14 protein-coding genes and 2 pseudogenes are annotated in these 14,139 nt (G+C 40.8%); 7 read left to right on the top strand and 9 right to left on the bottom strand.

Annotated elements, in window-relative coordinates; all coding sequences use genetic code 11:
* Positions 1-12: 12 nt before the first annotated feature.
* Positions 13-90: pseudogene (locus tag IQ264_RS33595) on the bottom strand (RNA-guided endonuclease TnpB family protein); the annotation flags it as partial.
* 1 nt (position 91) lies between these two features.
* Positions 92-841, bottom strand: a complete 750-nt coding sequence (locus IQ264_RS00570; protein WP_322744559.1) for a transposase — start codon at positions 839-841, stop codon at positions 92-94.
* Between the two features lie 15 nt (positions 842-856).
* On the opposite strand from IQ264_RS00570, the pseudogene IQ264_RS00565 reads away from it, so the two are divergent.
* Positions 857-1,039 (top strand): annotated as a pseudogene (locus IQ264_RS00565) (IS200/IS605 family transposase); the annotation flags it as partial.
* A gap of 150 nt (positions 1,040-1,189) precedes the next feature.
* Here IQ264_RS00565 and IQ264_RS00560 read toward each other — a convergent pair.
* From IQ264_RS00560 to IQ264_RS00545, 4 genes are all read right to left on the bottom strand, one after another.
* Positions 1,190-1,342 (bottom strand): hypothetical protein, encoded by a 153-nt coding sequence (locus tag IQ264_RS00560; RefSeq protein ID WP_193977534.1) that lies wholly within the window; start codon positions 1,340-1,342, stop codon positions 1,190-1,192.
* Positions 1,343-1,412: 70 nt separating this feature from the next.
* On the bottom strand, positions 1,413-1,976 hold the full coding sequence (hpsU, locus tag IQ264_RS00555) for a hormogonium polysaccharide biosynthesis acetyltransferase HpsU (RefSeq protein ID WP_228061197.1): 564 nt from the start codon (positions 1,974-1,976) through the stop codon (positions 1,413-1,415).
* Positions 1,977-2,016: 40 nt separating this feature from the next.
* Positions 2,017-3,000 (bottom strand): glycosyltransferase family 2 protein, encoded by a 984-nt coding sequence (locus IQ264_RS00550; RefSeq protein WP_193977530.1) that lies wholly within the window; start codon positions 2,998-3,000, stop codon positions 2,017-2,019.
* Positions 3,001-3,081: 81 nt separating this feature from the next.
* Entirely contained in the window at positions 3,082-3,999 is a 918-nt protein-coding gene (locus IQ264_RS00545; RefSeq protein ID WP_193977528.1) for a glycosyltransferase family 2 protein, read from the bottom strand.
* Positions 4,000-4,265: 266 nt separating this feature from the next.
* Here IQ264_RS00545 and cobU point away from each other — a divergent pair, with 266 nt between their 5' ends.
* The 3 genes from cobU to glgX all read left to right on the top strand — a co-directional run bounded on the left by cobU (position 4,266) and on the right by glgX (position 8,060).
* Positions 4,266-4,823: a bifunctional adenosylcobinamide kinase/adenosylcobinamide-phosphate guanylyltransferase gene (gene cobU, locus IQ264_RS00540; protein WP_193977526.1), complete on the top strand. Its 558-nt coding sequence runs from the start codon at positions 4,266-4,268 to the stop codon at positions 4,821-4,823.
* Positions 4,824-5,216: 393 nt separating this feature from the next.
* Entirely contained in the window at positions 5,217-5,687 is a 471-nt protein-coding gene (locus IQ264_RS00535) for a hypothetical protein (protein ID WP_193977524.1), read from the top strand.
* Positions 5,688-5,945: 258 nt separating this feature from the next.
* A complete protein-coding gene (gene glgX, locus IQ264_RS00530; RefSeq protein ID WP_193977522.1) occupies positions 5,946-8,060 on the top strand; it encodes a glycogen debranching protein GlgX in 2,115 nt (704 codons plus the stop codon).
* Between the two features lie 98 nt (positions 8,061-8,158).
* On the opposite strand, the gene IQ264_RS00525 is transcribed toward glgX, so the two are convergent.
* Positions 8,159-9,091: a ribonuclease Z gene (locus tag IQ264_RS00525; protein ID WP_193977520.1), complete on the bottom strand. Its 933-nt coding sequence runs from the start codon at positions 9,089-9,091 to the stop codon at positions 8,159-8,161.
* Positions 9,092-9,426: 335 nt separating this feature from the next.
* Here IQ264_RS00525 and IQ264_RS00520 point away from each other — a divergent pair, with 335 nt between their 5' ends.
* Entirely contained in the window at positions 9,427-10,587 is a 1,161-nt protein-coding gene (locus tag IQ264_RS00520) for a SpoIID/LytB domain-containing protein (protein ID WP_228061196.1), read from the top strand.
* 75 nt (positions 10,588-10,662) lie between these two features.
* On the opposite strand, the gene IQ264_RS00515 is transcribed toward IQ264_RS00520, so the two are convergent.
* The gene (locus IQ264_RS00515) at positions 10,663-11,976 is read right to left on the bottom strand and encodes a hypothetical protein (protein ID WP_193977516.1); all 1,314 of its coding nucleotides are present in this window, start codon (positions 11,974-11,976) and stop codon (positions 10,663-10,665) included.
* Positions 11,977-12,646: 670 nt separating this feature from the next.
* Between IQ264_RS00515 and IQ264_RS00510 the strand changes: the two genes are divergently transcribed.
* A complete protein-coding gene (locus IQ264_RS00510) occupies positions 12,647-13,102 on the top strand; it encodes an ATP-binding protein (RefSeq protein ID WP_193977514.1) in 456 nt (151 codons plus the stop codon).
* A 212-nt stretch (positions 13,103-13,314) separates the two neighbouring features.
* On the opposite strand, the gene IQ264_RS00505 is transcribed toward IQ264_RS00510, so the two are convergent.
* Positions 13,315-13,602, bottom strand: coding sequence for a DUF6439 family protein (locus IQ264_RS00505; RefSeq protein ID WP_193977512.1), 288 nt, complete (start codon positions 13,600-13,602; stop codon positions 13,315-13,317).
* A gap of 37 nt (positions 13,603-13,639) precedes the next feature.
* Here IQ264_RS00505 and IQ264_RS00500 point away from each other — a divergent pair, with 37 nt between their 5' ends.
* Entirely contained in the window at positions 13,640-14,023 is a 384-nt protein-coding gene (locus IQ264_RS00500; RefSeq protein WP_193977510.1) for a DUF2203 domain-containing protein, read from the top strand.
* The last annotated feature ends 116 nt before the right edge of the window (positions 14,024-14,139 follow it).

Raw genomic sequence — 14,139 nt, 5'->3', positions numbered from 1 at the left:
CTTGGGACAACAATGAGTTCTAACTGATAAAGTTTTCGGAACTTTTACGCCACAACCAGAACAATTCTGTGATGTGTTATGTGGATTCACTTTAACAACGCCGTGATATAAATCTTTGTTGACGTGCTAAATGACTTTGTACTTTCCTGTAGAATTGTGGTGTTGCTACAGTTTCATTATCTGATGTTGTTAAAAATTCCTTTAAGCCTACATCAATTCCTACCGCAGTTTTAACTGTATCAATTGGCTTTAAATCTGGTATTGTTTCATCTGACGCAGTAATACAAACGTAATAACCATCAGCTTTTCTAACTATAGTTGCTGTTTTGGGAGTAAAACATAAAGGAATATCACGATGCAAAACTACTAGAAATCCACCAAGTTTAGGAATCCTTAAAGTATTTCCTGCTAAAAAACAGGCAGCTTTAGGATGATTTACTCTCGAAAAACTAATAGACCTTAATTCGCCTTTTTTCTTAAATTTTGGTCTTCCTCCACGTTTACCTGATTTATCAGGAATTAACCATCGCTTCCAGGCTTTATCTAACCTTTGTAAATTAAGTTGTTGTACTTCTGTATAAATTTCCTTATATTCAGGAAATAATACTTTAGTTTCTTTAAGTGCTGCTTGTTGAGTGTAATAATCTACTTTTTCTGGTATTTCCCCAATCGGTTCAGAAATAATAGAGCAATAGTTAATCTGACATCGAGTTGAATTGAGCCAATCTAACCTTTGACCAAGTGCAAAATTCCAGTGACGGCGCAATAATTCCATCCAATTTTCCAGGATAGACACTTGCTCGTCACTGGGTTTGATTTTGTACTGGTAGGTTATAATCATCAAGCTAATATAACACTCATTGCTAATTTAAAGACTGTCTCTAGTCGTTTAATTAGAAAAGAATTTCCTGATTATTTATACCAGTTTTATAAAAAACCTGTGTTCTGGACTGGTTCCTATTTTGTTGCTAGTTGTGGCGGTGTTACCATTGAACAGTTAAAAAAATATGTCGACCAACAAGCGACACCAGAGAATTAAATCGTTTTCGCTACGCTCACTTTTATATCAAATCGGCATTCCCCTCCCGTTATACCGGAGGTTAACGGGAGACCCCTGCCGACATTAGGGTTGGATTTTTAAGTTAATTAACTTCCCCTTTTCCCCTTTTCCCCTTTTGCTCTTATCTGCTTAGCTCTGTGACATTTTATTATCGATCGTTAGTGGGGGTGGAAGTTCGTGAATAAATCCCACTGTATCTGTCAGAAGAATTGATTTACGTTCGTCTGTTTCGGGATTTGCGATCGATAATTTTCGCGTTGTTGGATCGAGAGTCGCAAACAATTTATCTGCCCTATAGACTTCAGAAAAAATCCTTCTGCCTTCTACCCTCTTAACTATCTCCTAACTTCTGCTAAAAGTTCATTTTTCGCGGATGGTGGGGACGACAGGGACTACCCCAACAAACTTGTCCGGCTGGCAAACTGCGAAATACGCTACTGCGTGCCCCTACTATAGTATTTGCACCAATTTCTACACCTGGGCCAACAAAGGAATCAGTTGCCACCCAAACGCCGTTACCAATAGTAATCGGCGCGGTAATTAAACTAAAAGTGGGGTCTTGAAAGTCGTGACTTCCGGTGCAAAGGTAGCATTCTTGGGAAATAACGCTGTGACGACCGATGCGAATGTAATCCAAACTGTACAAAACTACGTCATCACCAATCCAGCTGTAATCGCCGATTTCTACTTTCCAAGGGTAAGTGAAACGGGCGGTCGGTCGAATGACTACTCCTTTGCCGATTTTGGCACCGAATAAACGTAGTAAAGTATTTCTGGGTGCGTGAAGTTGGTGGGGTGTGAGGGGAAATACGATCGCTTGCACCAACCACCAAAGTAAAATTATCCAATTGGAACGACCGCGATCGAAATTTGATTGATCGTACTTCCTTAAATCTATCCAAGGTTCTGCATCCATCAAGGGTTCTTTTTTGGATGCAGAAATTGGGTCTGCTGGTTCAGGAACCCACTGAGTCATAAGCTGTAGAATCGCTGGTGGTAGGAGAATCAGTTGTAGATGTCACAGTTTTTGGAGGAGTAACTGGTTGTGGTGCGTTGTTTAACTGACCACCAAAACGGCGTAATTCGTAGAGTTTTACCCCTATTTGAAATTCGTATTGGCTCAAAAGTCTAGCATAAGTATATCCGGCTCTCCCATCCAAAAAGCCCAGTTGGAAAACATAACTGATCAAAAAGCGCAACAAAGGTTTAAAAGGTAAATGTACCCAAACTTTCTTTAAAAAGCGTTTGCGTTGAACCGCATCTCCCAAAATATTAGCGCCGATCGTACCATCATCTGCCCTGCCAGTTAACAAGTTCAAATAAACGCGAGCTTCCCAATTAGAATAACGATTGTGTCGTTCTAACCAGTGATATATATCGCGAAAGTCAATGTGCAACATATCATTTTTTAGATAGCCAACTTTGCCTTCTAAAATTACGTGCTCATGAACTTCGTTATCTCCAGTGTTACGAATTCCTTCCGTACCCAAGTTTTCATAACGTCCTTTTTGGTGACGGAATAGACGTAAATTCCAATCAGGATATCTACCACCATGCTGAATCCAAGTTCCCAGGAAAAAGACTTTCCGATTCAAGTAATAGCCGTTGTAATCTGGGTTTTCAATAGCAGCGGCAATTTCTGCCCAAAGTTCTGGAGTAATGCGTTCGTCACAATCGACTATTAAAACCCACTCATTGCGGAAAGGCAAATTATCTAATGACCAGTTTTTCTTTTTCGGCCACCGACCGTTAAAGTAAAACTGCACTACATTTGCTCCATATTTTTCGGATATTTCTATCGAGCGATCGCTACTTTGCGAATCCACGACAAAAATTTCATCCGCCACTGCTACACTTTCTAAACAAGCTGGCAAGTTAGCTTCTTCGTTTTTGGCGGGAATCAACACGGAGACTGGGATTTTTTTGGCTGTGGCAGTCATGATTAGTGGTGCTTAATTTAGCAATAAACTTCAAGATAATTGGCAAGTGAGTCTCAGGAGAAACCAACTCATCGCCCGATCTTATTTTTCCCGTTTTGCGGCAGAAAATAACCCCATGATTACGGCACTTAAATATCCAATTTGACCGTAACTATACACTAAATTTTCAAACCGTCGGTCGGGATGGCGAAAATATTTCATTGATTTATAAACACCGTACATTAAGCGTTCGCCACCTCGTCCTAGTTGTTTTACTCCGGCTTTCCCGACTAGTTGTTCGCGGTAATATTCGCTGATGCCTTGCCACCAACCTCGACTTAAAAACCATTGGCGGTTAACTCGTTCTGGGGAAACGTTATGCTGTACTAAAGCTTCCGGGATATAGGCGACTTGCCAACCTCGGTTTAAAGCTTGTTCTGTCATTAGTAGTTCTTCGTTGGATAGTAATTTTTTCCCAACTCGACCCAGGTTAACGTCGAAACCACCGATTTCTTCGAGAAACTTACGTCGAATAGAATAGTTTAAGCCTCTGGGAGTTAAGCCTGGGCGATCGATATAAACAATTTTGTCACCCAGATTATATGCGCCTAAATTTCCCGCTAAGTCATCGGAGAGCCACGTTGGGGGTAAAATTCCCTCCGGCCAAATTAAGGTAACTTTGCCACCTGCGATCGCCAATTTTTCGTTGCTCTGATAAGCTGCATACAGTACACTCAACCAATTGGGATTAGCTACGGCATCATCATCAAGATATGCGAGAATTTGACTTGTGGCTGATTTTGCCCCTGTGTTGCGAGCTACTGATAATCCCGTGATTTGTTCATATACATATTTCACGCTAGGGCGTGCTTGAACTATTTCACGAGTGCGATCGCTCGAAGCGTTGTCTACAACAATTATTTCATAATCAGGAAAATCTTGTGCCAGCAAACTATCAATAGCCGCACCTAAATATTTTTCTCGATTATGTGTACAAATAATTGCAGAAATTTTGCTCATAAACTTCCGCCTAATTGTTAACTAACTTATCGGTTGTTTACGAAAAGCTACATTTATTACCAAAAGTTTTAATTATTCCTTTTTAGAGATGAAGTTAAAAAATTTGCGTTGAACTTTTCTCATGCTACCAAATAAAAGTATTTATCGATATCCGTAAAATCTTTGACACTTGTCCAGTTATTAAGTACCGTTAAGTACGTAGCGAAAAAGGGAATCAGCCCCTATCGATCAGATTGTTCGTAGCTTTTAAAGCCGATCCAGATTATATGAATAAATTATCTAAAAGACGAGTAATCTTAGTAACTGGGCCTGCGCGATCGGGGAAAAGTGAGTGGGCGGAATCACTAGCGCAAGAATCAGGAAAATCGGTAATCTATGTAGCAACTGCTCAAAAAGCTCCTGATGATGCCGAGTGGATGGCGAGAATTTCTCAACACATTCAGCGCCGTCCTTCTGTTTGGCAAACTTGGGAAGTACCCGTGAATTTAGGCGCAACTATTGAGTCAGCAAAAAGTAGTAATTGCTTATTGGTAGATTCTTTGGGAACATGGGTAGCGAATTTATTAGAATACGATCGAACTCAGTGGCAGAAAATCTTAAAAGAATTGTTAGAAATTGTTGAGAATTGTAATTGTGATGTAATCTTTGTAGCAGAGGAAACAGGCTGGGGTGTAGTTCCGGCATATCCAGCAGGTCGGCTTTTCCGCGATCGCTTAGGTACTTTAGTACGTCAATTAGGAGCGATCGCTAATCCCACTTACTTAGTCACAGCAGGTCATGTTTTAAACTTAAGTCAGCTTGGTAGCCCCCTAAACAACAAATAGCAAATCGCTGTTACCTGATTAATGCCATTTTCCCAGATTGAGACTTTTTACCTTACTCAACATGGGAAATAAATATTTTATTTCTTTTGGAAGAAGATCGCTAAAGGCTATGATTGACTCAGCAGAAAGTTTATGCCTTTTTATAGCTGAGTTACTCCTCTATTAGATGGAAACATAATTTGAAAAAAAAAACTAAGATCGGGAAACAGCTATGAGATATTCATGATAATATCCATTGCTCCCTAGTGTAGTAAGGCAGAAATAAATATTAGTTAAACGCTCAGGAAAAAATTTGGAAAAGTGTTATTTTCTTTTTCCTTCTATCTTAGAGCCTTCTGTTCTCTGCTTTTTACCTTCTTGTACTAGTTTTAACCAGTGATTCAATTAAAAGCTATGGCATCTGAAGAACAAGTTAAACAATACATTGCCTATTGGTTTCAACTAGGTAAGAGAGTTTTGATTCGCAATGGCAGAGAGGCTTTGTTGCCGCAAAGAGTGATTCAAGGCGATCGCTATAGCGACGAATTTGAAGAATGTTGGCAAAGAATAATCTCTCCTAATTCTGGTGATTGTAATCTCGAAGGTACACAAGAAACAATTACCGAATTGCTGACACCTGCTTGGGATTTAAACTCTTGTGCGCGTTGTTCTATGCCAATACCAGTGAGGAATTTGGGATTACCACCTAATAATTGTCCTTGTTCTGATTTACCGACTTGGCCTAATTTGGAGACTCCATTGCCGCGATCGCCAGTTGACACCCAAGTACATTTAAATACTCTAATTACCCGCCTGTTGAAAAAACAAAGAAATCTTGATGAGGTAGAATCTTCTTCTGAGAATATTAAGGAAAAAGTAGAGTAGACTTTTATTCAAGGTAAGGATTAAGGGTAAGGTTATTCCTTTAACCTTATTTAATCCGAAATATTTTTACAATAAATAGAGTAATTTTAAGAAAAGTATACTTAAGTTTAATTAAATCAAATTATAGTTAAATTGATATTTATGTAACAGAAAAAAAGTGAAAATTTAAGATAATCTAAAAACTATATCTAATTTGGAAGCAAACTACATTTGGATCTGAGACAATAAGAAGATTCATGATGTTTGTAAGTATAAAGTATGGAAATTTATCACAGTTACACTTACGGTAATTTCAAACTATTACAGGGACATCCTATTCCTTTTGGCGCAACTCCGGTACCAGGAGGGATTAATTTTTCTATTTACTCTAGTCATGCTACCGCTGCGACATTAGTGCTATTCAAAAAAGATGCGCCAGAACCTTATGCCGAAATTCCTTTTCCCAGCGAGTTTCGCTTAGGCAATGTACTCAGCATGATAGTTTTAGATTTACCAAAATACGAAGACCTAGAATATGGATATCGTGTCGATGGCCCATACAATCCAGAAGCAGGGCACAGATTCGATCGCACTAAGATTCTTCTAGATCCATACTCTACTTGTGTGGGTGGTAGGGATGTTTGGGGAAATACTTTAAGAGAAGATGATATTTACCCCTATCGCGGACAAATTGTTAGCAAAGAGTTTGATTGGGAAGGCGATCGACCTTTGGAAATTCCCGAAGAAGATTTAATTATTTACGAAATGCACGTCCGAGGTTTTACTCGTCACCCTTCCTCTGGAGTTAAACTAGAACATCAAGGTACATTTGCTGGACTACAAGAAAAAATTCCTTATCTCAAAGAATTGGGCATTAATTGTGTGGAATTAATGCCAATTTTTGAGTTTGATGAGTTAGATAATACTCGACATAATCCTTTTAATGATGAAAGATTATTTAACTACTGGGGCTACAATACAGTAGGTTTCTATGCCCCGAAAGCTGGATATGCAGCCACAGGTAATTATGGTAATCAAGCAAATGAATTGAAAACTTTAGTTAAAGAACTACACAAAAATGGCATTGAAGTAATTTTAGATGTAGTGTTTAACCATACCGCAGAAGGCAACGAAAATGGCCCAACAATTTCTTTTCGGGGTTTAGATAATAAAACCTACTATATGCTGACTCCCGAAGGGCTGTATTATAACTTCAGTGGTTGCGGTAATACGCTTAATTGTAATCACCCAATTGTTAGACAATTTGTAGTAGATTGTTTGCGGTTTTGGGCATCTGCATATCACATTGACGGGTTCAGATTTGATTTAGCATCAATTTTAGGACGGGATACCAAAGGTGAACCTTTAACTAATCCACCATTGTTAGAAACTTTAGCTTATGACCCAGTTTTAGCCAAGTGTAAATTAATTGCGGAAGCTTGGGATGCTGGCGGACTTTATCAGGTTGGTTCTTTTCCAGATTATGATCGTTGGGGCGAGTGGAATGGTAAATATCGGGATGCGGTAAGGAAGTTTATTAAAGGCGATCCTTTAGTCGGAGAAATGGTGCAACGCCTTCAAGGTTCGCCGGATTTGTATGCTTGGACAGACAGGACTGTGGATAGTTCGGTAAACTTTATTACTGCTCATGATGGTTTCACTTTAGCAGATTTGGTGGCTTATAACGAAAAACATAATGAAGCTAATGGAGAGGAAAGTAGAGATGGTTCAAATGATAATTTTAGCTGGAATTGTGGAGTCGAAGGCGAAACTGACGATCCAGAAATAATTAATTTGCGCCGTCGGCAAATGAAGAATGCGATCGCCATTTTAACAGTTAGTCAAGGCATTCCGATGTTACTGATGGGCGATGAAATGGCGCGATCGCAGCAAGGAAATAATAACGCATATTGCCATGATTCAGAATTAAGTTGGTTAGATTGGAATTTATTACAAACCAATAATAATTTTTTCCAATTCGTGAAAAATTGTATAGCTTTTCGTCATGCCCATCCAGTGTTGAGAAATCGGGAATACTTTCGCAATCAAGACTATATGGAAAGTGGTTATCCCGATATTAGTTGGCATGGTGTTTATGCGTGGAAACCTGATTGGGCAAGCTATTGTCGCACTTTAGCTTTTATGCTTTGTGGCAAACACGCTAAAGGAGGTACTGTCAAAGATGACTCAATTTATGTAGCAATGAATATGCACTGGGAAAGCCACTGGTTTGAATTACCTAAGTTACCTTCAGAATTAAAATGGCACCTTTTTGTTAATACAGGACTCGCCTTTCCCGAAGATATTTGCCAACCGGGAAATGAAGCAATTTTAACTGAACAACATGGAATTTTAATTGGCGATCGATCGGTAATAATCTTAGTTGCTAAATAAGGGACTGGGTACTTGGTACTGGGAAAGTTTTGAGTTAATAACTTCCCCTTGTCCCCTTGTCCCCTTGTCCCCAGTACCCAGTCCCCAGTCCCCAGTCCCTAATCCCGACGCGGCACTTCATAAGCGAGGAAATCATAAGCCATTGTTGTATTAGGAAAAATTGCTTTTGCCTCATTCAACAAATCATTTAATTGAATATCATTGCCTGGGGCATAACGGGGGCTAAAATGAGTCATAATTAAATGTTTTGCGCCCGCTTGTAAAGCTACTTGGGCTGCCATTGTGGAAGTAGAATGTAATCTTTGAAAAGCTAATTCTGCATCTTGGTGAGCAAAAGTAGCTTCATGAATTAATAAATCAGCATCTTTTGCTAAGTCAACAGCGCCTTCACAATAAACCGTATCTGTACAGTAAACTAGTTTACGCCCAGTTTGATTTGGCCCACATAAATCAGCGCCATTAATTACCCTTCCATCGGGCAAAGTAACTTGTTCGCCTCGTTTGAGTTTGCCATAAATCGGGCCGGAAGGAATGCCTAATTCCTTGGCTTTTTCCACATCAAAACGTCCTGGTCTATCTTTTTCTTCTACACGATAACCAAACGCTGTTACTCGATGTTTTAAAAGACCACATTTAACAATATATTCGTCATCTTCATAAACTATTCCTGGCTCAACAGTATGCACTTTTAAGGGATAGGAAAAATGAGTAAATGAGTAACGTTGGCAAGCTTTAATGTAATCATTTAGACCAGGCGGCCCATAAAGATCTATCTTAGTAGGATTGCCAGCCAAACCATAAGTTGCTAATAAACCCATCAACCCAAAAATATGGTCGCCGTGCGTATGGGTAATAAAAATGCGAGTAATTTGGCTAATTTTCAACTCACTATGTAAAAGCTGATGTTGAGTGCCTTCGCCGCAGTCAAATAGCCAAACTTCTGCACGCTGAGGTAAGCGCAAGGCAACACTTGAAACATTGCGCGATCGCGTTGGTACACCGGAACTTGTCCCAAAAAAAGTAATCTGCACTTAAATTAAGCCAACCCTACGAAAATTTCAGGGATTACCCCATTGACATTTTAACTAGGAAAAAGTTTTTCTTTACCTATTTACCCAATTAAGGTATTCTAGAGGACTGTCTAGCATAGCCAACTTAAGAAAATTTTTTTGCCAAATTCAAACTTAGATCTTGCAAACTTAAGGAGGTAGAACCTCCCAACCCTCGTTCCCAGGTTGAACCTGGGAACGAGAAATAGAGGCTCCGCCTCAGAAGTGCAAGACCTAAGTCAAACTATAGAAATCCTTTGTAACCTCGATTCTCCGCCGTGTGAGGAGGTGTTTACCAGATGTTAGCCAGAAGTTTAATGCTTTCCTTGTTATCTGTCAGACAGAAACAGTTATTTCCGAAATCAGGAAAAAAATTTTGGTTGTCGCTGTTGTTCTGGATGCTTCTAGTTGCGCCTGCCCAAGCCGCATTAGAATTGCGAGTGGCGATCGAAGAAAATGCCAACCAAGTCAAAATCGGTAGTTCGACAAAAGCGATCGTCCGCGATGCCACTGGAAAACCAGTAGGAGAAATCGCCCCACTCAACGCCTTTGTTGCAGAAACCGACAGCGGTAGAGTGAAGATGAACCGTTGGCTATCCAATGCCTTGTGGGTGGAACCGACTAACAAAGGCTTTGTGTGGATTGGCGATAAGTGGTATCGAGGACGCACTCTAGTCGTACCCACAAACCAAGGTCTAACAGCAGTCAACTATGTAGACTTGGAAAGATACCTTTACAGTGTCCTGGGAGGCGAAGTTTACACAAACTGGCCTCAAGAAGCATTAAAAGCGCAAGCTGTCGCCGCCCGTACTTATGCCCTTTACCAACGGCAAACTAGAGGCAATCGGCTTTTTGATGTCGGTGATACGATCGCTTGGCAAGTTTATCGCGGAGTAGAAACCGAATCACCCAGCTTTTACAACGCTGTAGATTCCACCGCAGGACAAGTACTCACTTATAGAGGCCGACTGATTTTAGCTGCCTATCACGCCGCCTCTGGAGGACACACAGAAAACGTCGAAAATGTTTGGGGTGTACAAGCCTTACCTTATCTCCGTGCTGTTCCAGACTTCGATCAAGGAACTCCCGGTTATCAGTGGACAAGATCATTTACTCAACCACAACTCAGTAGCCGCATTAGCGGTGTCGGACAAGTTCAATCTTTGACACCAGAACGAATCTCTCCATACGGGCGGATTATGACGGTAAAAGTTGTTGGTGACAAGGGTTCGCGGATTATGAGTGGTGCAGAATTGCAGCGAATATTTGAATTAAGAAGTACCTGGTTCACCGTCACCCCAGAAGGCAATAATAAATCTCTACCAATCTCTTTCCGTTTTGATGGTCGAGGTTTTGGTCATGGCATAGGCTTGAGTCAATGGGGTGCTTATGGAATGGCTCGTCAAGGTGCAAATTACCAACAAATCCTCAATCATTATTATCGGGGGGCGAGTCTAGCCAGAATTAGAGTTAGGTGAGGCAGAGGGGCAGGGGAGCAGGGGAGCAGGGGAGAAGGTAAAATCTAATTCTCCCCATCTCCCAGACCCCAGTTTCTAAGATCCAGATTCTAATCGGCGTTGCCATTCAGCGTCGATTTTATCTTTGTTGGCAATTTCTTGTTCGATTAAGTCGGTTTCTGTAGTGTAAGCTAAGTCCTCTCGCTTAATGATGTTTTGGGCGGCAAATTGACGAGCATAAGTAATTTTTTTCTTTAATTCGGCAGTTGCTTGGGTTAAGTAGTTAGCTCTTTGTTGGCGTTTTTGGTTGCGCTTGGCAATTTTACTGTTGCGCCATTGCAGCCAAAAATAACGAACTAAAGGTAATGTCAGAAAAGCTATTCCGTAAATGAGTAACAGCCAATAAATTGATTGAACAAAGGCAACTAATCCACCAATTTGGGCAGCGACAGTACCGCCAGTCAAGAGATTTCCTAACACTAATGCACCAACTAAATTGATCGCTCCTAATCCACAAGCTAACAGAATTTGTCCAGAAGTAGCTGCACTAAATCGCCAAGGCAATTCTTGTAAATATGGTGTTACTGGTTGGATTTCTTGTTGGGTAGCTGTTACTTGTAAGTCGGGAAAGTGATAAACTAGTTGCCCGTCAGGACTAACTTCTGGACGACCATTATATTTTGTTAGTACTGGTAGCATATAGTCTTCATATTCGCGGGAGTAACCTTCTCCTAATTCATCTAAATAGGGTGCTATTTGTTCTGCTACTATTGCGCCTTGGTTGTTGCGAATTACTGTGGCAATTTCTTGCCAGCGTCTTTCTTCTAAGTTGGCGTTAGGGTTTCCATCACCAAATAAAAATGAGAAGATTGCTTCTAAAAAATTTAGTTGGGGTTTTTCCCGTCGATGATATTGGTATTGGGGGCTATCGTAGTTGGGATAAAATACCCAAAACCACCAATCACTAAACCAAAATGTTGGGGCAAAAACTGAACCGCCATCAAAGTCACCGCCAAAGTCGCCGCCGGAACTGTCACTGTCTCGGCTGGAGTTGAGGGCGATTAAAATTATGGCGATCGTAATGAAGATTAATGCGATCGAAGCTATTAAAATTAAACCAAAGCTCAGGCGAATTAAATAAAACAGAATTTGCCAAACGTTTTGCCACCATTCTTGTAGCCGCAACCGGAAAAATTTGTTGCGTAGCACTGCTTTAAAATTTCGCGGAAACTGATAGGCGATTTCTCCTGATTCAGCTACTTGTAAATGTCCTCCTGCATCAGAAGCTAATACTAATAATGCTTGTTCAGCTTGGTTGATATTTAATCCGGTTTGTGCTGCGATGTCGCCTACCGTAACACGGTAGTTCAACTGTTCTACAGCCTGCATGATGGTGGGATTTGGAGCCATGCTCTTCCCTCAGATATTGGTCTTCCTATTTCCCAGTATAGATTTCTTGATAGGTGGCTGTTAAGCTGAAAGCAGCTATTTGAAGCTGATTTGAGGTTTTACTCTCAGAGCTATTTATTTGCTGATCCTGATGGATTGAGAAATGGTTGTCCATTACTCTTGCAATTACTGCCCTAAATAAGCGACTATAACTTAGGTCGGTTTCAGTTTAGCCAAGTATGCCAGGACTGCGATGGTTTCTGCTGTCCAAGCGATTGGCATTTTTGTATATTATGTTACATTGAAACCAGAGGAACAGAACAAATGGGCAGATTTACTCAAAAGGCTCTGGTCTTTTAAGAAGATTTGGATACAATATAAATAGGTAGTAAAAACCCTACCAAAAAATTACACCTGTTCAGGATGTATTTGTATGGCTTTTATAAAGCTATGGGCAATCACAAACTTGAATGAAAGGAAATGAAATGGCTGAGGTAATGGGAATTAACTAACATTAGGCATTGAGAGGAAAATGCGAATCAATAAAATTGCCAAATAGGTAACAAAACCTAAAAATATTCCCATTAGACTGAAGCAGGAGTTTATAACGAAACTATTAAGTTATGAGCGTAGGGATAGAGTCTGTGCAGAGATTTCAGTCTGTCCACCTGAAAACGAGGGGGTTTTCAAAGTGATTGCTATATCTAAGCGTCCAGTTGGGCGCAGCTGGGCTACGATTAGCTTTGCTTCGACTCTTTACCTTTGTCCAATTCTGGATTTGCTGGTGTCAGAGATTCCTGACTCTTGGCAAGCGGAATTGCGACTAGGTTTACAGGAGGCGTTGGTAAATGCGGCTAAACATGGGAACAACTTAGATCCTAGTAAAACAGTTGTGGTGAAATTTGCCGCGATCGCAGATCACTACTGGTGGGTGATCTCAGACCAAGGTTTGGGGTTTAAACCTAATCCTTGTTGTTGTCGCCCTACCGATGACAATGAGTATCTGCCTTCGGAAGAGTCAGAATGTGGTAGAGGCTTGTATATTCTTTACCAAGTTTTCGATCAAGTGCATTGGAACCCAGAAGCCAGAGAGTTAAGTCTGTGTAAATATGTCAAGAGCCGTCATAAGTTACCATTAGTGCGATAGATAGTAGAAGGCTGGAAGGGAGAAGTTAAAAAGCTGGTTAAAAAGCTGTTTTAACCTTATTTCAGATGTTTAGTTAGTTATTTCCGCTACCTTGTGTTGGGTAATTAATTGTAGCTCACAAATTAGCGATTTTTGGTCAGCTAATAAATCTTAATGTTCCTGATTTTCAGGTTGAGTGGCTGAACGAGCAGCCACTTTTTGAGGGTGGGATATTAGTGAGAACGATCGTGACCGTGAGAGGGACAGGGAGGTGCAGAGAGCGATCGATCTAACCAGCCGGAGGCTTGGTTAAAGCGCGATAAAGCTTCTTCTGGCTGATCTTTGAGCAAAAATACCAGTGCGGCGGCAGCTTGTTCACCTGCACGCGCCTGACGATTCGATTTGAGGCGATGCCAATCATTAGGTGTAATGGCAAGGCGTTCCATTAAAGCTTGAGCCAGTTCTAAGGTGGTAAATTGGTTCAAGGTGTCGGTTTTAAGTAGCTGGGTAGGTTCACTCATACTGAAATCACATTTGCATTTACCTTTACTGTATTCTATGAAGCCACCAGAGGAACCATCTGCGTCTAGCGATCCCCAGGGATCGGGAAATAGTGAACCAGAGTTTGAGCAAGCTTTGGTGGAAGTAGAACGATCGCTAACGGCGTTAAAAGAACGTTATGCACAGGTAAAACGCGATCGCCAACGACAAACAGAATTAAAACATCGCTATGAGGAAGTCCGTCAAGACCGCAGTATTGCGCGATCCCAGGAAATGAAAGCCCAGTTAAAGCAAATTCGGCAGGAATTAGAAACTTTGGAAGTTAATTTAGAAAGTAGCTTGTTTTCTTGGAGTAGCTTGAAAGAACCTTTTTGGATGGCAGTGCGGTTTGCGGGGATCGGGATGATTATCGGTTGGTTGTTGAAGTCTTGTGCAAATTAAAGACCTGTATTTTCCCCATTGTGCATTGCTTGGGTAATCTGCTATGCACAAATCATTGCACAGAAGTTATGCGATCCCCGATCGACATAGATTAAGTATGAGTTAAAGTGGGGATC

This window comes from [Phormidium] sp. LEGE 05292, assembly GCF_015207735.1.
Taxonomy (GTDB): Bacteria; Cyanobacteriota; Cyanobacteriia; order Cyanobacteriales; family Aerosakkonemataceae; genus Floridanema.
Note: the sequence above shows the minus strand (reverse complement) of the source record. Positions and strands in the feature narration are given on the sequence as shown.